Origin of the sequence: Streptomyces sp. CAI-85 (genome assembly GCF_013363615.1) — a bacterium.
Lineage (GTDB): Bacteria > Actinomycetota > Actinomycetes > Streptomycetales > Streptomycetaceae > Streptomyces > Streptomyces antibioticus_B.
Genome location: NZ_JAANNX010000007.1, coordinates 188,161 through 206,681 on the forward strand (window position 1 = coordinate 188,161; position 18,521 = coordinate 206,681).

14 protein-coding genes are annotated in these 18,521 nt (G+C 73.2%); 4 read left to right on the forward strand and 10 right to left on the reverse strand.

What is annotated here, in order from left to right:
* Positions 1–39: 39 nt before the first annotated feature.
* Both G6W55_RS12395 and G6W55_RS12400 read right to left on the reverse strand, forming a co-directional pair.
* The gene (locus tag G6W55_RS12395) at positions 40–2,169 is read right to left on the reverse strand and encodes a hypothetical protein (protein WP_175520872.1); all 2,130 of its coding nucleotides are present in this window, start codon (positions 2,167–2,169) and stop codon (positions 40–42) included.
* A gap of 408 nt (positions 2,170–2,577) precedes the next feature.
* A complete protein-coding gene (locus tag G6W55_RS12400; protein WP_175520873.1) occupies positions 2,578–3,102 on the reverse strand; it encodes a hypothetical protein in 525 nt (174 codons plus the stop codon).
* 448 nt (positions 3,103–3,550) lie between these two features.
* On the opposite strand from G6W55_RS12400, the gene G6W55_RS12405 reads away from it, so the two are divergent.
* Positions 3,551–5,605, forward strand: a complete 2,055-nt coding sequence (locus G6W55_RS12405; RefSeq protein ID WP_175520874.1) for a phosphocholine-specific phospholipase C — start codon at positions 3,551–3,553, stop codon at positions 5,603–5,605.
* A gap of 113 nt (positions 5,606–5,718) precedes the next feature.
* Positions 5,719–6,537: a phospholipid scramblase-related protein gene (locus G6W55_RS12410; protein WP_030789524.1), complete on the forward strand. Its 819-nt coding sequence runs from the start codon at positions 5,719–5,721 to the stop codon at positions 6,535–6,537.
* A gap of 81 nt (positions 6,538–6,618) precedes the next feature.
* On the opposite strand, the gene G6W55_RS12415 is transcribed toward G6W55_RS12410, so the two are convergent.
* Positions 6,619–7,599 carry a DMT family transporter gene (locus G6W55_RS12415; RefSeq protein ID WP_175520875.1) on the reverse strand — a complete coding sequence of 327 codons (981 nt, stop codon included), beginning with the start codon at positions 7,597–7,599 and terminating at the stop codon, positions 6,619–6,621.
* A complete protein-coding gene (locus G6W55_RS12420; RefSeq protein WP_175520876.1) occupies positions 7,596–8,420 on the reverse strand; it encodes a phosphatase PAP2 family protein in 825 nt (274 codons plus the stop codon). Before G6W55_RS12420 ends, G6W55_RS12415 begins: the two co-directional genes overlap by 4 nt.
* Before the next feature lie 151 nt (positions 8,421–8,571).
* Between G6W55_RS12420 and G6W55_RS12425 the strand changes: the two genes are divergently transcribed.
* A complete protein-coding gene (locus G6W55_RS12425; RefSeq protein WP_244367834.1) occupies positions 8,572–9,264 on the forward strand; it encodes a TetR/AcrR family transcriptional regulator in 693 nt (230 codons plus the stop codon).
* A 122-nt stretch (positions 9,265–9,386) separates the two neighbouring features.
* On the opposite strand, the gene G6W55_RS12430 is transcribed toward G6W55_RS12425, so the two are convergent.
* Complete coding sequence (locus tag G6W55_RS12430) at positions 9,387–10,439, reverse strand: DUF2510 domain-containing protein (RefSeq protein ID WP_175520877.1); 1,053 nt, start codon at positions 10,437–10,439, stop codon at positions 9,387–9,389.
* A 298-nt stretch (positions 10,440–10,737) separates the two neighbouring features.
* On the opposite strand from G6W55_RS12430, the gene G6W55_RS12435 reads away from it, so the two are divergent.
* Entirely contained in the window at positions 10,738–13,425 is a 2,688-nt protein-coding gene (locus tag G6W55_RS12435) for an AAA family ATPase (protein WP_078636043.1), read from the forward strand.
* 21 nt (positions 13,426–13,446) lie between these two features.
* Here the strand turns inward: G6W55_RS12435 and pcaD are convergent, their stop codons facing one another.
* Genes pcaD through G6W55_RS12460 form a run of 5 tightly spaced genes read right to left on the reverse strand, consistent with a single transcriptional unit; the run spans position 13,447 to position 18,515 of the window.
* Entirely contained in the window at positions 13,447–14,562 is a 1,116-nt protein-coding gene (pcaD, locus tag G6W55_RS12440; RefSeq protein ID WP_175520878.1) for a 3-oxoadipate enol-lactonase, read from the reverse strand.
* Positions 14,559–15,899: a 3-carboxy-cis,cis-muconate cycloisomerase gene (pcaB, locus tag G6W55_RS12445; protein ID WP_175520879.1), complete on the reverse strand. Its 1,341-nt coding sequence runs from the start codon at positions 15,897–15,899 to the stop codon at positions 14,559–14,561. The genes pcaD and pcaB overlap by 4 nt, the downstream gene beginning before the upstream one ends.
* Complete coding sequence (gene pcaG, locus G6W55_RS12450) at positions 15,896–16,513, reverse strand: protocatechuate 3,4-dioxygenase subunit alpha (protein WP_175520880.1); 618 nt, start codon at positions 16,511–16,513, stop codon at positions 15,896–15,898. Before pcaG ends, pcaB begins: the two co-directional genes overlap by 4 nt.
* A 6-nt stretch (positions 16,514–16,519) precedes the next feature.
* On the reverse strand, positions 16,520–17,293 hold the full coding sequence (gene pcaH, locus G6W55_RS12455; protein WP_175520881.1) for a protocatechuate 3,4-dioxygenase subunit beta: 774 nt from the start codon (positions 17,291–17,293) through the stop codon (positions 16,520–16,522).
* A gap of 19 nt (positions 17,294–17,312) precedes the next feature.
* A complete protein-coding gene (locus G6W55_RS12460; protein WP_175520882.1) occupies positions 17,313–18,515 on the reverse strand; it encodes a thiolase family protein in 1,203 nt (400 codons plus the stop codon).
* Between the last annotated feature and the right edge of the window lie 6 nt (positions 18,516–18,521).

Here is an 18,521-nt window from a genome sequence, read left to right on the forward strand (position 1 = left end):
GCCGGCTCGCTCCTTGGGTCGGGTGCGGCGGTACGCCGTTCAGTCGCCCGCGGTGGGGACGACCTGTTCGCGCACGCCCGCCGGGACCCGGGTGCCGGGCGCCGGCTTCGTGGCCGTGAGTCCCTCGGAGGTGTCGGCGGCCGGGGCCGCGGCGGAGGCCGGCAGGGCGAAGGCCAGGGGGCCGGTGCCGGCGGGCGTCCAGCCGGACACCCCGCCCGCGTACGGCGTCCCGAACGCGCCGCCGGCCAGTGTGCTGCCGGCCGGGAGGGTCGCCGTGACGGCCGTGCCGGAGGGCGCCTGCACGGTGACCGTGTCGCCGATCCGGTACGCGGTGACCTGGCCGGCGTCCAGGGCGGCCTGCCAGGCGGCGCGGCGCCCCAGCTCGACGCCGATGTCCTTCATCCGCAGGTTCACCACCGGGGTGTCGGCCGTGAACAGGCCGTCGTAGCCGTCGAGGACACCATTGAGGACCGGGTAGGCGATCCGGTCCTCGGCCAGGTTCGACTGGTGGATGAAGTGCGGGCGGGGATCGTTGGCGAGGACGTGCCCGAGGGCGATCCGGGTCTCCAGCGGCACGATGTGCTCGGCGTAGCCGGTGGCCGGGTCCAGCGGGGCGGACAGACAGGTGGTGGTCGCCGGGTTGTCCTCGCAGATGCCGCTGCCGCCCTGGGCACGGCTGGTGTAGATCCAGTTGTACTCGTCGACCTGCTCGGCGGCCCGGCCCGCGTTGTAGAAGACGTTCATCGGATAGCGCGGCACGGTGGTGGCGGGGCCGACCTGACGCTGGTGCGGCTCACGGGAGTTGTCGGAGCCGAGCCAGTCGATGCCGTTGTCGCCGACGGCGAGCGCCAGGTTCGGGTTGTCCTGCGGCTGCTGCGGCAGGACCTTCATGCCGGAGTGCTCGCCGGTCACCAACTCGTCGTTCTCCAGCGGGAGTCCGGCGGTCTGGCCCCACACGCGGTTGGTGGCGATCTCGTCGGCGATCTCGGCCCGGCTCACCCACTTCACGCTGCCGTCCGGGTTGGAGTCGCACTTCCACGGCACCACGGTGGTGTCCTGCACACAGCCCAGGAAGGCGTGCGTGTAGGTGTGGTTGACCCAGCGGAATCGATCCTTCTCGGCGAGCAGGGCGTCGGCGAGCGGATCGGCGCCGTTGTTGTCGGCGCGCTGGTCGACCGTGCCGGCCGCGTTGTAGGCGAGGTCCAGCGTGAAGCCGTGACCGGTCTGCCAGGAGGTCGCGTAGGTGACGTCGGCGGGCGTCATCCGGATCGGGTCGGGCGTGGCGTTCGGGTCGGTGCAGTCGACGTCGCCGGGCGTGCAGTTGAGGGTGGTGTTCCAGCGGTCGTCGGCGGCGAACACGTCGTCCACGTGGACCGCGAAGTAGTTGCGGGAGGCGCCGAGATGGACCCCGCCGGTCATCCACTCCACGATGCCGCGGGCCAGCAGCCGGAACTGCTGCTGGTACTGGTTGTAGACGAACGTGACGACCAGCTCTCGCCGTCCGTCGTGCCGGTACTCGCCCACCAGCGAGCCCCGGGTGGACTGTCCGGGGATCGGCGCGTCGACGTAGGAGGTGAAGTCGGCGCCTGGTGCCGGGGTCGACAGATAGGCGTAACTCTCGCCCACCGCCGCGTCGTTGTCCTCGAAGGGGACCGCACCGTCGAGATAGCCGAAGGGGCCGGCCTGTCCGGCGGCGGTCACCGCGGCCGCCACCCCGTCGAGGCTGCCCGCGTAGCCGCCGTACACCGGGTACTGGAGACCGGCTTCCGGACGCGCGTAGGTGTAGGCGTCGACCTGGGGGATCGCGTAGGTCTGCTCGTAGGAGGCGAGCGCGGCCATCTCCGCCGAACCGGCCGCGAACGGATTGTCGTTGGGCAGGACCACGGCCTGGTACTTGGCGCGCGGCCGGCCGTCGACCGTGTCCGCGAGGAAGTCCGCGTCGATCACCGGACGGCCGGTGTCGTTCAGGTCGATCTCGGTGAACGGCGTACCGGCGGCCGCGAGTTCCGCGGCGATCGCGTCGGTGGCCGGTCCGCCGTCGCTCACCACGAGCACCCGCAGGTCGATGCGGGGCGTGGTGTCGTCGGCCCGGGCCGCGCCGGCCGGCAGACCGAGCGCGGCGATGAGCGCGCCCACCGTCAGGACGGTGGTGCGTGTGGTCCGCTTCATGCGGTGAAGTCCCCTCCCCGGGCAGGGGTGAGCACGGCTCTCATGGAGCGGACGCACCCCCTCACGCGACGCCGGCGTCCCCCTCAGAAGCCAGTCGTCGCGTATCCGTCGCGTCAACATAGTGGTGTGTCTGTGTAGCTTTCGTGGTCATGCTGCGAAACATGACGGAAAAGAGCAGGTGTCCTACAGGTCCTTCCCGGAACCGAATCGGACGGTTTTCCGTCGGGGGACGGGCGGGGTCCGATGGGCGAGAGGGCTCCGTGTGCTGGTCCGGGCGCTGAACGGCGCACCGGCGGACCGCGGGGGCCCGCCGGGCGCACTGCCGGTGGTCCAGACCACGATGTGGGCCTGGTCACAGACCGATTTCAGGTCATCCTCTGTCCCAACCGGCCGGTTTCTTGCAGGGGTTCAGGAGCAGAGGACGCGCGTCTCGGGCGTGTGGACGGGCCCGCCGCTGATGCTCGTGCTGTCGCTGAACTCGGCGTAGAAGTACGAGTAGAAGCCGATGTTGCCGTTGCAGCCGGAGTCCGCCCCGACCTGGAGCGTCAGCGTGACGGTGCGGCTCTGGCCGGGCGGGACCGTGGTGCCGTAGTTGCCGCCGAGGTTGGCCGGTCCGGTGCCCGAACACGGGGTGCTGCCGGCGGCGGTGGTGAGGGCGCAGCCGGTGAACGAGTACTTCAGATCAGGCCGTTGGGTGGTGAGCCAGGTCGGGTCGATGGTCTGGTACACGAACCAGATGTCGTAGCTGTGGTTGTTGGTGATCGTCATCGACAGATCCACCGTGCCGCCGGGCGTCGTGGTCGCGCCGCTCGTGGCGAAGGTCAGCGTGGCCGGCGCCGGGTCGGCGCTCGCGCTGGGGGCCAGGCCGAACACGGCGAGGACGGCGGCCAGGACGGTGGCGAGGCCGAGGCGTCGCATCAGAGGTGATCGCATGGCCCGGGAGGCTAGGCAGGCGGTGCGAGCGGCGTCGTCCCCGTGGATCATGCGGGATGCGACGATCGGCCGGAAATATGCCCTTGGTGAAGAATGCGCGGAGAAGCCGTGAGGGCGTCGGAAAGCCTGCGCACGCGCACTGTAGTCGGTGGGTGACGCAATGAATCGGCGCGCGGGAGGCCGCGGCCGCTATTGGCGTGTACCCGACCATTCGGCGTCTCTCCGGCCGTCGTGCCGGACACGACTTCTCGGCCATCCCGCCGCAATTCCGCCCCCACCGGACTCCGGCGTTCCGCAGACCGCCCGTACCCCCTGCGTACCGTCGACTTTCACATGGGCGCCACCCGCCCCTTCCCCGATGTTCCGTGCCCCGGGAAGACTTCTGACGCGCGTGCCCCCCCACAACGGCCGGCCGCACAGGCCGCCTTCGCCGAGAGGTCCCCCACCCATGCCCGAGGTCAACCGGCGCCGCTTCCTCCAAGTAGCGGGAGCCACCACGGCGTTCAGCACACTCTCCGGCAGCATCGAGCGAGCCGCCGCCCTGCCCGCGAACCATCGCACCGGGACGATCGAGGACGTCGAGCACATCGTCGTCCTGATGCAGGAGAACCGCTCCTTCGACCACTACTTCGGCACCCTGCGCGGCGTGCGCGGATTCGGCGACCCGCACCCGGTCACGCTGCCGAGCGGCAAGCCGGTCTGGCACCAGCCGTACGGGGACAGGGAGTTGCTGCCGTTCCGGCCGGCCGCCGACGACCTCGGCATGCGGTTCCTGGAAGGGCTGCCGCACAGTTGGCCCGACGGCCAGGCCGCCTACAACCGGGGCCGCTACGACAACTGGGTGGCCGCCAAGGGCACCACCACGATGGCCTACCTCACCCGCGAGGACATCCCCTTCCACCACGCCCTCGCCGACCGGTTCACCGTCTGCGACGCCTACCACTGCTCCTTCATCGGCTCCACCGACCCCAACCGCTACTACCTGTGGAGCGGGCACACCGGCAACGACGGCCGCGGCGGCGGACCCGTCCTCGGCAACGAGGAACTCGGCTACGACTGGACCACCTACCCCGAACGCCTGGAAGGGGCCGGCGTCTCCTGGAAGATCTACCAGGACATCGGCGACGGCCTGGACGCGGACGGCTCCTGGGGCTGGATCCCGGACGCCTACCGGGGCAACTACGGCGACAACTCGCTGCTGTACTTCAACAGTTACCGCAACGCCCGGCCCGGCGACCCGCTCCACGACAAGGCCCGCACCGGCACCGACGTCCGCAACGGCGACGGCTACTTCGACGTGCTCCGGGCCGACGTACGGGCGGGCACGCTGCCGCAGATCTCCTGGATCACCGCACCGGAGGCGTTCTCCGAGCACTCCAACTGGCCGTCGAACTACGGCGCCTGGTACATAGCGCAGGTCCTGGACGCCCTCACCTCCAACCCGGAGGTGTGGGCGAGGACGGCCCTCTTCATCACCTACGACGAGAACGACGGCTTCTTCGACCACGTCGTCCCGCCGCTCCCGCCGTCCTCCGACGAGCGCGGCAGGTCCACGGTCGACGTCACCCTCGACCTCTACCCCGGCGGCGGCAACCGGGTCGCCGGACCGTACGGACTCGGGCCGAGGGTGCCGATGCTGGTCGTCTCGCCCTGGAGCAAAGGCGGTTACGTCTGTTCCGAGACCTTCGACCACACCTCGGTCGTGCGGTTCATGGAACGGCGCTTCGGGGTGCGCGAGCCCCAGATCTCACCCTGGCGGCGGGCCGTCTGCGGTGATCTCAGCTCGGCCTTCGACTTCACCCGCACCGACACCGGCCCGGTCGCCTTCCCCGACACCGACGGCTACGAACCCCCGGACCGCGAGCGCCACCCCGACTACCGTCCGACCCCGCCCGCCGTGGGAGTCCTGCCCCGGCAGGAGCGCGGCACGCGTCCCACCCGGCCGCTCAAGTACGCGCCGTACGTGGACGGTTCGACGGTCGAGGAGGAGGGCGGTCCCGGCCGGTTCACGCTCACCTTCGCCTCGGGCGCCGAAGCCGGAGCCGTCTTCCTCGTCACCTCCGGCAACCGCACCGACGGACCGTGGCACTACACCGCCTCGGCCGGCCGGACCGTCGCCGACACCTGGAACTCGGCGTACTCGGGCGGCTCGTACGACCTGACCGTGCACGGCCCCAACGGCTTCCTGCGCACCTTCCGGGGGACCGGCACCGGCCCCGAGGTGACCGCACGGCACGCCGGCGACGACGTCGAACTCACCTTCACCCACCGCGGCACCGGCACCGCCGTACTGAAACTGGCGGACGGCCGCAGCGGTCGTACGACCACCGTCCGGGTGCGCCCCGGTGCCGTCGTACGGCGCACCGTCGACCTGGGCGCGAGCCGACGGTGGTACGACCTCACCGTCACCGCGGACCACGAGCCGTCCTATCTGCGGCGGTTCGTCGGACATGTCGAGAACGGCCGTCCCGGGGTGAGTGATCCGGGCCTCGTCACGGAGTGAGGCGCGGACCCGGCCGGCGCCGGACGCCCCGGAGCGCCCGGGGGTAAAAGCCTGGTGAACACCGCATGGTGGGGTCTGTTCAGGTCCCGGCGGGCTCGGGATAGTGTGCCCCGGTGACCACGCATTCGAACACACCTGCTGGCTGGTACCCGGATCCGCACGGGGCGGCCCAGACCCAGCGCTACTGGGACGGCACCCAGTGGACCGACCACACCCACACCGGCCAGGGGCAGCCCGCCCCGCAGGTGCCGCACCAGCAGGCCGGGCCGGACCCCCGGGTCCAGCGCCAGGTGCAGCAGCAGGCCGGAGTCGCCCCGAGCGGCCCCGGCGGCGGCACCCTGTTCACCGAGCCCGTGCTGGTGGTGAACCAGAAGGCCAAGCTGATCGAGCTGACCAACGAGTACAAGGTCATGGACCAGCAGGGCAATCAGCTCGGCTCGGTGATCCAGGTCGGCCAGAGCGCGCTGCGCAAGGTCCTGCGCTTCGTCGCGAGCATCGACCAGTTCCTGACGCACCGCCTGGAGATCCGTGACGTCCACGGTCAGCCGGTGCTGCTGCTGACCCGCCCGGCCAAGTTCCTCAAGTCCCGGGTGATCGTGACCCGTCCGGACGGGACGCCGGTCGGCGAGATCGTCCAGCAGAACGTCTTCGGGAAGATCAACTTCGCCATCAACGCGGGTGGCCAGCAGGTCGGCGCGATCAAGGCGGAGAACTGGCGGGCCTGGAACTTCGCGATCGTCGACCACGCCCAGAACGAGGTCGCCCGGATCACCAAGACGTGGGAGGGCCTCGCCAAGACGATGTTCACCACGGCGGACAACTACGTCCTCCAGATCCACTACCAGCTCCCCGAGCCGCTGCTGAGCCTGGTCGTCGCCACCGCGCTGACGGTCGACACCGCGCTCAAGCAGGACGCGCGCGGACTGGGCTGACCGCGCGCACGGCGCCGACGTCCACACCGTCGACGCCCACTCCGCTGACGTTCACACCGGTCGCGCTCACATCACCGACGCTCACAGCGGTGTGAGGTGCCCCGGTCCGGTCGCGGGCCGGGGCAGCAGCGCGGGTTCGGCCGACGCCGTCTCCGGCTTCAGGGCGAGCACGACGGCCACGGGGTGCGCGTCGTCCGAGCCGTCCTCATCTCCCGCTCCGGGTTCCGGCGCCGCGGGAGCGGGTTCCGGCGCCGCCCGTGAGAGCAGCACCACACCCCGCCCCGCGAGGCCCGCCCCGGCGAGCGCCAGCAGGACGCCCGTCGGCCCGCCCTGGAGCCGTTCGCCCAGCAGGGCCAGGCCGATCACCGCGGCGGCGACCGGATTCGCCAGCGTCACCATCGCGAGCGGGGCGCCCAGTCCGCCCCGGTAGGCGGTCTGCGCCAGCAGCAGCCCGCCCGCCGCGAACGCGGCGACCAGCAGCGCCACCCCGATCACCCGCACGCTCAGCACCGGTGCCGAGCCGTCCGTCGCGGCCACCGTCACCGTCTGGGTGAGCGCCGAGGCCACCCCGGAGGCGAAGCCCGACGCGGTCGCGTGCCGCAGTCCGGGCCGGGTGCCGCGCCGGGCCAGCAGCCCGATCAGCACCGCCGTCGCCCCGGCCACCGCCACCGCCTCGGGCCCGCTCAGCACATCGTCGGGCGCCGGTCCCGACGCCGTCACCAGGACGGCGGCCAGGCCGGCCAGCGTGTAGGCGGTGCCCCGCCACTCCGGCGCGCTGACCCGCCGTCCCGCGATCCGGGCGCCCATCGGCACCGCCGCGACCAGCGTCAGCGCGCCCAGCGGCTGCACCACGGTCAGCGCCCCGTACCGCAGCGCCACCACGTGCAGCAGCGCGCCCGCGGCGTTCAGCCCCACCGAGCACCACCAGGCGCCGCTGCCCAGCAGCCGCGGCAGGCCCCTCCCGGTGGACCGGGAGGCCAGCCGCTCCTGGGCGACCGCGGCGGACGCGTAGGCGACGGCGGAGAAGAGCGAGAGGACGACGGCGAGCAGGGTGGCGTTCATCGGCCCGCTCCCGCTCGTGTGAAGACGCGTTCGTCGGCCGCGGCCGGTACTGGAACCCCCCGCGCCACCACACGCCCCCGCCCCGCGGTCGTCACGGCACGCCGCCGGGGCGCGCGCACGACCGCGAGGACGGTCCCGAGCAGCGCGCCCGCCACGAGCGCGTCGAGCCAGTAGTGGTTCGCCGTGCCCACGATCACCAGCAGGGTCAGCAGCGGGTGCAGCAGCCACAGCCACCGCCACCGCGAGCGGGTCGCGACGATCAGGCCGATCGCGACCATCAGCGCCCAGCCGAAGTGCAGCGAGGGCATCGCCGCGAACTGGTTGGAGAGGTGGTCGCTGTGCGGCGGCCCGTACACCGAGGGCCCGTACACCCGGGCCGTGTCGACCAGCCCGGTCGCCGCGAGCATCCGCGGCGGTGCCAGCGGGAACGCCAGATGCAGCACCAGGGCGGCCGCGGTGAGCGCGGCCAGCACCCGGCGCGCCCACACGTAGTGCGCGGGGCGCCGCAGATAGAGCCAGACCAGGAAGGCGAGCGTGGCCGGGAAGTGGACGGCCGCGTAGTAGGTGTTCGCGGCCTCGGTCAGGGTGTCGCCGTGCAGCAGCAGGGACTGCACCGCGCCCTCGCCCGGCAGGCGCAGCCACCGTTCGGCGTGCCAGACGTCATGGGCGTTGCGAAAGGCTTCGGCGGTGTGGCCCGTGGCGAGCTGCCGCCCGAACTTGTAGACGAGGAAGAGTCCGGCGACGAGCAGCAGCTCGCGCGCTATCGGCGGCCGTGCCGGTGTGACCGGCTCCGCTTCTCCAGGCTCGGTGCGGGCATTCATCCCCCGGCCCCTTCACTGACGGTGGTGCGTTTGATCGATCGATACGGTGGCGTACCGATACGGCAGTGTACCGATACGTTCGAGTACCGGTACACTGGCGTATCGATTGACATGCGCCACACTGGAACCACGCCGGACATGAGGAGGGACGATGACGTCGCAGGCCGCGGACGGACCGGAGCCGGTCACCGCCACGCGCCGCTCCAAGCTCACGCCCCAGCGCGAGCAGGAGTTCTTCGACGCCGTCCTGGAACAGATCCGCGAGTGCGGATACGAGGCGGTCACCATGGAGGGGGTCGCCGCGACCACCCGGTGCAGCAAGTCCACGCTCTACCGGCAGTGGAAGACCAAACCGCAGTTCGTCGTCGCGGCCCTGCGCTCGCGCCGGACCGCGCGGCTCGCCGGCATCGACACCGGCTCACTCGCCGCCGATCTGCGCGAGGCGGCCCGCGCCACCGGCCGCTGGTCGACGAACGACACCAAACTGCTCCAGGCTCTCGGCCACGCCGTCACCGGTGACCAAGAGCTGGCGCTCGCGCTGCGCGAGGCGCTGATCGACCCCGAGATCGAGGCCCTGCGGGAGATCCTGCGGCGCGGCGTCGAACGCGGGGAGGTCGCCGCGGACCATCCCGCGCTGGAGTACGTCCCCGCGCAGATGTTCGGTGTGATCCGGGCCCGTCCCGTGGTGGACGGGGAGTACGCCGACCAGGACTACCTGGTGCGTTTCGTGGAGGCCGCCGTCCTCCCGGCGCTCGGACTCGCCCAGGTCCCGCCACCGGCACAGGCCGGGACGCGGGCGCACACCCAGACCCAGGCCGCCGTCCCCGGGATGACCGGACGGTGACCTGACCGCGCCGCACCGTGGGGACGGGGGCGGCGCGCAACCCCCGGCCGGGCGGGGCTCCCCTTTGAGCGGAGGGGCGCCCCACCCGGCCGGTGTTCTTTTCCTACAACTCTTCCCGCGGCTCAGACGTCCTGGCCGCTGCCCCCGCCCTTGGACACCTTCACGCCCTTGAGGATGGTGTCGATGACCGACGCGCTCTGGTCGGCGTCGATGCCGAACCGCAGCACCACCAGCCGTCCCGTGTCCGCCGGGGCCGGGAAGGCCACCGACTCCACGATCCCGTCGGCGCCCTTGCTCGTGACCGCCTGCCAGCGCACCAGGTAGCCCTTCTGCCCGGCCACCGTCACCGCCTTGGAGGCCAGCACCTTGTGCGAGGTGATCGCGCCGTAGGTGTCACCGCCGTAGGAGTCCTCCGCGTTCTTCGCGATGTCCGCCTTGGCCACCTCCTCGGCGGTGTCGCCCGTGGCCTCCAGCACCTCGGCCGGCGCCGAGTACACGCCGCCCTTGGTGCAGGTCTTGGAGGTGTCGCCGGGGCAGGGGTAGGTGGAGTCGGACGACACCTGCGCGCCCACGTTCATCTGCTGCCCGGTCCAGCCGTCCGGGATCGGGATGCTGATGCCGTTGACCGGGTCGGGCACCGAACCGCTCTTGATCTTCGGCGCCTCGGACTCACCGGGGGAGGGCGTGCCCCCACCGGAGCCCCCCGACCCGCCGGAGTCACCGGAGCCGCCGGAACCGCCCGAGCCCCCCGAACCGCCCGAGCCACCGGAGTCGCCGAACGGCCCCCCGTCCCGCCCGCCGGGCCCGCCCTGCCCGCCGGACCCCTGCGCGGTGCCGTTGCCGCCGCCCGAGCCGTCGTCCCTGGCCAGCGCCCACACGCCGACCCCGATACTGGCCAGCACCGCGACCGCCACGGCCACGGCTATCCCGGTGCGCAGCCCGCGCCGCCCGCCGCCCACCGGGGGCGAGGGGTACGCCGGATACGTCGGGTACGCCCCGTACGCGCCGTACGTTCCGTCGGCCGGCGCCTGCGCGGTCGGACCCCAAGGGGCGGCCGAGCCCACGGGGCGGGTCTGGTCCGTCCATGCCGTGCCGTCCCACCAGCGTTCGGTGGCGGGACCGTCATTCTTCTGCCCCGGGTCGGGGTACCACCCGGGAGGAGTCACCTGCGTCATACCCCCACCGTATTTGGCATCGGTGAAAGGCGGATGAGAGGGAGCCCGATCCGTGCCGGCGCCCCTCCGGCGCCTCCCCGCGCCCCCGTGGCGCCGCTGGCGGGAAATCGACGTCAATTCGGTTCGCGTCGCCCGTCGTTGACGTTCCGGGGCCGTCCCCGCAGGCCCGTCGGGCCCTGCCGGGGGCCGCGCCGTCACCCGTCGAGGCAGGACCTGCGCGGACCGGCCTCCGAACGGGCCGCCGGAGGGCTACGCTCGTGGTCTGTACGTCGTTCGGGCGACTTGGGGAGGTAGCGGGATGACGGAGGTACGGCCGGCCGCGGCCGCCTCGGCTTCCCTGTGGGAGCGCGACGCGGAAGTCGCCGTTCTGGCGCAGGCGGTGGACACCCTGTGCGCCGACCGGTCCTCCTCGGGCCATCTGCTGGTGCTCCGGGGCGAGGCGGGACTGGGAAAGACGGCACTCCTGGCCGAGACCCGTCGCATCGCCGAGGCCCGCAACTGCACGGTGTGGTCGGCCCGCGGCGGCGAGACGCTACGGGCCGTCCCCTTCAACGTGGTACGGCAGTTGCTCCAGCCGGCGCTGCTGTCCCTGCTGCCGGAGGAGGCCCGCGAGTACCTCGGCGACTGGTACGACATCGCGGGACCCGCCCTCGGTATAGCGGAACCTGGCGAGGGGCACCCCGACCCGCAGGCCGTGTGCGACGGCCTGGTGGCCGCCGTACGGCGCCTCGCCAGGCGTTACTACCCGCTCGTGCTGCTGATCGACGACGCGCACTGGGCCGACCTGGAGACCCTGCGCTGGCTCGCCGCCTTCGTCGAACGCCTCGACGACCTGTCCGTGCTGGTCGTCGTCGCCCGCAGGCCCGGCGAGATCAAGGGCGACGCCGCCCACCACCTCGCCACGATCGGCGCCGTCGCCGGCCCCTCGGTCACCAGCCTCAGCGCGCTGACCCCGGCCGCCGTCGCCGGGCTCACCCGCGCCACCCTCGGCCCGCACGCCGACGGCGCGTTCTGCCGCGAGGTGTGGGCCGTCACCGACGGCAACCCCTACGACACCGTCGAACTCCTCGCCAAGGTCGGCGACAGCGGCTTCGAACCGAGCGAGGCGTCGGCCATCGAGCTGCGCCCGCTCAGCAAGTCGGCCCGCGGCGGCGGACTCGTCGCCCGCCTGGAGGAACTGGGCGTCGACGCCACCCGCTTCGCCATGGCCGCCGCGATCCTCGGCGTCGGCATCTCCATCGACGAGGCGGCCCGGCTCGCCGTCATGGAACGCGACGACGCGGTGCGCTGCGCCGAACTCCTGCGCACCGCCCGCATCCTGACCGACCCCGACCCGGCGGCCGCGCCCGTCGCCGAGGGCGACCTCGAGTTCGTCCACCCGCTGATCGCGACCGCCGTCTACGACTCCATCCCCGGCAGTCTGCGCACCGCGATGCACGGCATCGCCGCCCAGGTCGTCACCGACGCGGGCAAGGGACTCGCGGCCGCCTCCCGGCACCTGATCCAGGTACACCCCGAGGGCGACCAGGAACTCGTGGAGCAACTGCGCGGCGCGGCCGGTGAACACCTCGCCGTCGGCGCGCCCGACGCGGCCCGCCGCTGTCTGGAACGCGCCCTGGCCGAACCACCCGCCCCCGAGGTGCACGCGCAGGTGCTCTACGACCTCGGCTGCGCCACCCTGCTGACCGCGCCCGCCAAGACCGTCGACCATCTGCGCACCGCCCTCGCCATGACCGGCCTCGACGGCGATCTGCGAGTGGACGCCGTGATCCGTCTGTCCCAGGCGCTGATGCACAACGACCAGTTGGGGGAGGCCGTCCGCACCGTCGAGGCGGAGGCCGCCCGGCACGCCCCGGGCCCGGCCAAGATGCGGCTCCAGGCGGTGCAGTTCATGTGGGAGGGCATCCACGCGGAGGTCGCCTCCCCGGCCCGCTCCGACCGGCTGGCCCGGCTCGCCGCGACCTGCGCCGGCCGGGACAACTCCGAACGCGCCCTGCTCATCCTGCGCGGCTTCGACGCCATGACCCACGGCGAGAACGCCGAGGAGGTCATCGAGTTCTGCGACCGCGCCCTCGTCAACGGCCGCCTCGCCCCGGGCCTCGGCTGGACCGACCCCCAGTGGGGCATCGAACTGCTGATGATGCTGGCCAGCTCCTACGCCTACACCGACCGCCTGGACCGCGCCGACACCCTCTTCAACGAAGCCGTCCGCGCCTACGAGTCGGCAGGCTGGAGCGGCGGCCACACCTCCCTGGCCCACGCCTACCTCGGGCTCGGACTGCGCCGCCGGGGCCGTCTCAAGGAGGCCGAGGAGTCCCTGCGCAAGTCCCTCGTCCTCGCCGAACGCGTCGGGCGCGGACTGCCGTTGTACTGGTCGGCCACCTGCAACCTGGTCGACGTCCTGCTCGCCCGCGGCCATGTCGACGAGGCGTGGCGGGTCGCCGAGGAGTTCGACTTCGGACCGCCCTACCCGTCCACGATCGTGCTGCCCGACCCGCGCTCCGTGCGCGGCCGGCTGCTGCTCGCCGTCGGCCGCTTCAAGGACGGCGTCAACGAACTGGAGGAGGCCGAGAAGGCGGCCGCCGCCCGCGGTCACCTCAACCCGGTGATGGTCCCCTGGGCCGTCGACCTCGCCCGGGCGCTGGCCACCGAGGATCCGGCCCGCGCCGCCCGGCTCGCCTCCGAGGCCCGGCGCCAGGCCGAACGCCTCGGCACCGACACGGCGATCGGCGAGGCCCTGCGCTGCGCCGCCGCCCTGGAGACCGGGCAGCGCGCGGTCCGTCTGGCCCAACAGGCCGCGACCTACCTGGAGTCGTCCCCCTGCCAGTACGAACACGCGGCCGCCCGCGTCGAGTACGGCGTCCTGGCCCGCTCCGTCTCCGAACTCAACCGCGGCCTCGCCCTGGCCCGCACCTGCGGCGCGGACAGCCTGGTCACGACGGCGGAAGAGGCGCTGAAGGGACTGGGCGCGCTGGACTCCGACTAGCAGCGCGCACCCGGTTCTCCTCTACTCCTCTTCCTCCAGCACCCGTTGGGCCGTCGCGAACGCCGAGTTCGCGGCCGGGACACCGCAGTACACGGCCGTCTGGAGCAGGACCGCGCCGATCTCGTCCGGGGTGAGGCCGTTGCGGCGGGCCGCCCTGACGTGCAGGGCCAGTTCGTCGAGGTGGCCGTGGGCGACCAGCGCGGTCAGGGTGATCATGCTGCGCTCGCGGCGGCTGAGCGTCGGGTCGGTCCAGATCTCGCCCCACGCGTAGCGTGAGATGAAGTCCTGGTACCGGGCGGTGAACGGCGACTGCCGGGCCTGCGCACGGTTTACATGCGGGTCGCCGAGCACCTGGCGCCGTACCTCCATGCCCCGCCCGGCCAGCCCGTCGAAGTGGGCCCGCAGCGCCGCGAGGACCGCCTCGGGACGCTCGGCCGGCGCCAGATGCGAGGCGCCGGGGAGTTCGACGAGCGTCGCGTCCGGTACCGCGTCCGCGATCTCCCGCAGATGCGCGGGCGGGGTCGCGGGGTCCTCCCGCCCGGCGACCAGCAGCGTCGGCACGCCGATCCCGTCCAGCCGCCCCCGCAGATCGAACGCGCCGAGCGCGTCGCAGCAGGCGGCGTACGCGCCCGGGTCGGCGGCACGATGGTCGGCCACCAGGCCCGGCACGGTGTGACCGGGCGTGAACCAGCGGGCGTTCGCGCCATCGGCGAGCCGGTCCAGCCCCTCGGCCCGCACCTGCGCGGCCCGCTCCTCCCAGGGCTGCGCCCCGCCGAAGTGGGCCGACGAGCAGATCACCGCCAGCCGGGACACCCGCTCCGGGTGGTGCAGCGCCAGATGCAGCCCCACCGCACCGCCCAGCGACACCCCCGCGTACCCGAACCGCTCCAGACCGAGGGAGTCGGCGAGCGCCAGCACCAGCCGGGCCAGATCCCCGACGGTGGCGCCGGGGCCGATCAGTCCGGCGGGGGAGCCGCCGTGCCCCGGCAGGTCCCAGCGCACCACCCGGTGGGTGACGGACAGTTCGGGCGCGACCTTGTCCCACAGCGCGTACGACGTGCCCAGCGAGGGGCCGAGTAGCAGCGCGGGCGCCGAATCCGGGCCCTCGGCACGGTGGTTGAGCAGCTTCTCGGTCAACGTCGCTCCAGTGCGCGGTCGGTGAGGATCCCGGCGGATCCGGTGTAGCGGGCCGGGTCGGTGAGGGCGCCGAGGTCGAGGCCCCGCAACTCGTCCTCCTCCGCCAGGAGTTCGGCCAGCGTGCGGCCCTCCGTACGAGTGCGCGGGGCGAGTGCGGTGAGCAGCTCTTTCGCGCGGGTCCGGCCCAGTACGGCCGACAGTTCGGCGGACAGCCGCTCGGAGACGATCAGCCCATGGGTGAGGTCCAGGTTCGCCCGCATCACGTCCGGCCGCACCTTCAGCCCCTCGGCCAGCTCGGCGGCGTCCCGGGCCGCCCCGCCGGCCAGCCGCAGCAGGTCCCGCAGCGGCTCCCACTCGGCGTGCCAGGCCCCGGCCGGCCGCTCGTCCTCGGCCACCAGCGAGCCGTACAGCACCGCCGCGAGCTGCGGGGCGCGCCGGGCGGCGGCCGCGATCAGCGTGGCGCGCACCGGGTTCGCCTTGTGCGGCATGGCGGACGAACCCCCGCCGCCGCCCTCGGCGATCTCGGCGATCTCGGTGCGGGAGAGGGTGAGCACGTCCGCCGCGATCTTGCCCAGCGCACCCGCCGAGAAGGCCAGGCACCCGGCCAGGTCGGCGATCGGCGTGCGCAGGGTGTGCCACGGCAACAGCGGCTCCCGCAGGCCGAGTTCACGCGCGTACGCGGCGGGCAGCGCGGTCGCGTCCCGGGCACCGTACGCGCCGAGGGCGGCCAGGGTTCCGGCGGCGCCGCCGAGTTGGACGGGCAGCGCGTCCCGTACGGCCGTCGTCCGGTCGCGGGCGTCGAGGACCAGCGACCGCCAGCCGGCGGCCTTCAGCCCGAAGGTCGTCGGCACGGCGTGCTGGGTCAGCGTCCGGCCGGCCATCGGCGTGTCCCGGTGCCGGGCGGCGAGCGCGGCGAGCGCCCGCTCGGTGCGGCCGAGGTCGGCCGACACCAGATCCAGGGCGCGGGCGGCGACCAGCATGGTCGCCGTGTCCATGATGTCCTGGCTGGTCGCGCCCCGGTGGACGTACGGCCCGAACGTCTCGCCGGTGGCCGCCGTGAGATCGGCGACCAGCGGGATCACCGGATTGCCGCCCGCACGGGCCCGTTGGGCCAGGGACCGGACGTCGTAGGGCCCGGCGGCCGCCCGGGTGACCGCCGCCCCGGCCCCCTCGGGGGCGAGCCCCAGGGACTCCTGGGCGCGGGTCAGCGCGGCCTCCGCGTCGAGCAGCGCGCGCAGGAACGCGCCGTCGGCGGTCGCCGCGGCGGCGGGGGAGCCGGTCCACCCGGGGGCGAGCAGACCGGCGTCGTCGGGGTGAGCGGATGTCGCTGGTGTCACTGGAACTCCAGGAAGACCGTCTCGCCTTCGCCCTGAAGGCGGATGTCGAAACGGTAGGTGCCCGCGCCGTCGTCGGTGGCGATCAGCGTGTCGCGCCGCGCCGGGTCCAGCCGGGACAGCAGCGGGTCGGCGGCGAGCGCGGCGGCCGTCGAGGCGTCGTCGCCGGGCAGGTAGATCCGGGTGAAGAGGTGCACCAGCAGACCGCGTGCGAACACGCACACGCTCAGGTAGGGGGCGCTGTTCCCGCGGGCGCCGGGCCGTAGCGTCCGGGCGGTCCAGTGGCCGTCGGCGTCGGTCTGCACCCGGCCCCAGCCGGTGAACTCCACGCCGTTGCGCCCCAGGAAGCCGCCGGTGGCCGGGTCGCGGCGCATCGAACCGTCGGTGCGCGGGACCCGTCCGTCGGGACGGGCGCCCCACAGCTCCAGGAAGGCGTCCGGCAGCGGGGCGCCCGCGCCGTCGTACACATACCCCTGGAGGGTGACGGTGGCGGGATGGCCGGCCGGGGCGATGTCGCCGCCGCCGGGGAACGGCAGGGCATGACCGTAGAACGGTCCGACGGTGTGCGACGGGGTGGGCGGCACGGTCTCGGGCCGGCTCGGGTCGATGCGTGTCATGGCAGGTCAGCGTCCTTCTTCGATCCAGGTGGCCCGCGGCCCGTCGAGCACGATGTCCCAGTGGTAGCCCATCGAGAACTCCGGCACCGACAGGGCGTGGTCGTAGGTCGCGACCAGCCGCTGCCGGGCCGCGTCGTCCGTCACCGACTGGAGGATCGGGTCGTAGGGGAACAGCGGGTCGCCCGGGAAGTACATCTGGGTCACGAGCCGTTGGGTGAACGCCGAGCCGAAGAGCGAGAAGTGGATGTGGGCGGGCCGCCAGGCGTTGAGGTGCTGCCGCCACGGATACGGGCCCGGCTGGACGGTCGTGAAGCGATAGCGGCCCTCTTCGTCGGTGAGGGTGCGGCCGACGCCGGTGAAGTTCGGGTCCAGCGGGGCGTCGTGCTGCTCGCGCCGATGGGCGTAGCGGCCCGCCGAGTTGGCCTGCCAGATCTCCACGAGCTGGCCGCGCACCGGCCGCCCGTCGCGGTCCAGCAGCCGGCCGGAGACCGTGATGCGCTCGCCGATGGGGTCGCCGTGGTGCTGCCGGGTCAGATCGTTGTCGATCTCGGTGACGTCCCGTTCGCCGAAGGCGGGGGAGTGCAGCTCGACCAGTTCGGGGTCCTGGGTCACGTCGATGGTGACGGGCGGCTGCTTCGGATGCCGCAGCGCCGACGAACGGTACGGCGGGTAGTCGCGGCGCGGCTGGTGCTCGACCGGGCCGCCGTCCGCGATCCGCTTCTCGTAGGCGGCGCGCGCGGCGGCGATCTCCTGGTCGATGTCCTGCTGGGTGAGAGTCATAGGGGGTTCCCGGGGTGTGTCAGCGTTCGAGGACGAGGGCGAGGCCCTGGCCCACGCCGATGCAGAGGGTGGCGACGCCGGTGCCGCCGCCCCGGCGGGCGAGCTGGTGGGCGACCGTCCCGGCGAGCCGGGCACCGGAGGCGCCGAGCGGATGACCGAGGGCGATGGCCCCGCCCTGCGGATTGAGGATCGCCGGGTCGAACGCGGGCCATTCGGCGACACAGCCCAGCACCTGGGCGGCGAACGCCTCGTTCAGTTCGAGGAGGGACAGGTCGGCGAACGACCGGCCGGCCTTGGCGAGCGCCCGGTGCACGGCCTCGACGGGGGCGAGCCCGAAGTAGTGCGGCTCGATCGCGGAGACCCCGGTGGCCGACACCCGCGCCAGCGGCTCGCGCCCGATGGCCCGCAGCCCCTCCTCGTCGGCGAGGAGCAGCGCGGCCGCGCCGTCGCTCAGCGGGGAGGCGTTCCCGGCGGTGACCGTGCCGTCCTCCGTACGGAAGGACGGCTTCAGCGCGGCCATCGCCTCCGGCGAGGCGTCCGGCCGTACGCATTCGTCGGCGTCGAAGAGCACCGGCTCGCCCTTGCGCCGCGGCAGGGACAGCGGCGCCAGCTCGGCGTCGAACAGGCCCCCGGCCCGGGCCTTCGCGGCCTTGCGATGGCTGTCCAGCGCGAACGCGTCCTGACGCTCGCGGCTGATCTCGTGCTTCTCGGCGATCAGTTCGGCCGACTCGCCCAGCGGGACGGTCCACCGCGGGTCCATCCTCGGGTTGACCATGCGCCAGCCGAGCGTGGTCGAGTACAGCTCGGAGTGCCCTGCGGGGAACGGCCGTTCCGCCTTCGGCAGCACGTACGGCGCCCGGGTCATCGACTCCACGCCGCCCGCGACGGCCACGGAGGCGTCGCCGACCGCGATGGCGCGGGCCGCCTGGATCACCGCCTCCAGGCCTGAGGCGCACAGCCGGTTGACCGTCACCCCCGGCACCGAGGTCGGCAGACCGGCGAGCAGCGCCGCCATCCGGGCCACGTTGCGGTTCTCCTCACCGGCCCCGTTGGCGTTCCCGAAGTACACGTCGTCGACCCGGGCCGGATCCAACTCGCCGCTACGGTCCAGGAGTTCGCGTACGGCATGGGCGGCGAGGTCGTCCGGGCGGACCCCGGCGAGCGCACCGCCGTAGCGGCCGACCGGGGTGCGGACGGCGTCCACGACATAGACGGTTCTCACGGTGGT

Excerpts from the sequence above, each read along its gene's own strand:
- G6W55_RS12395 (WP_175520872.1), bottom strand. The coding sequence starts at position 2,169 with ATGAAGCGGACCACACGCACCACCGTCCTGACGGTGGGCGCGCTCATC.
- G6W55_RS12400 (WP_175520873.1), bottom strand. The coding sequence starts at position 3,102 with ATGCGATCACCTCTGATGCGACGCCTCGGCCTCGCCACCGTCCTGGCC.
- G6W55_RS12405 (WP_175520874.1), top strand. The coding sequence starts at position 3,551 with ATGCCCGAGGTCAACCGGCGCCGCTTCCTCCAAGTAGCGGGAGCCACC.
- G6W55_RS12415 (WP_175520875.1), bottom strand. The coding sequence starts at position 7,599 with ATGAACGCCACCCTGCTCGCCGTCGTCCTCTCGCTCTTCTCCGCCGTC.
- G6W55_RS12420 (WP_175520876.1), bottom strand. The coding sequence starts at position 8,420 with ATGAATGCCCGCACCGAGCCTGGAGAAGCGGAGCCGGTCACACCGGCA.
- G6W55_RS12425 (WP_244367834.1), top strand. The coding sequence starts at position 8,572 with ATGACGTCGCAGGCCGCGGACGGACCGGAGCCGGTCACCGCCACGCGC.
- G6W55_RS12430 (WP_175520877.1), bottom strand. The coding sequence starts at position 10,439 with ATGACGCAGGTGACTCCTCCCGGGTGGTACCCCGACCCGGGGCAGAAG.
- G6W55_RS12435 (WP_078636043.1), top strand. The coding sequence starts at position 10,738 with ATGACGGAGGTACGGCCGGCCGCGGCCGCCTCGGCTTCCCTGTGGGAG.
- pcaG (WP_175520880.1), bottom strand. The coding sequence starts at position 16,513 with ATGACACGCATCGACCCGAGCCGGCCCGAGACCGTGCCGCCCACCCCG.
- pcaH (WP_175520881.1), bottom strand. The coding sequence starts at position 17,293 with ATGACTCTCACCCAGCAGGACATCGACCAGGAGATCGCCGCCGCGCGC.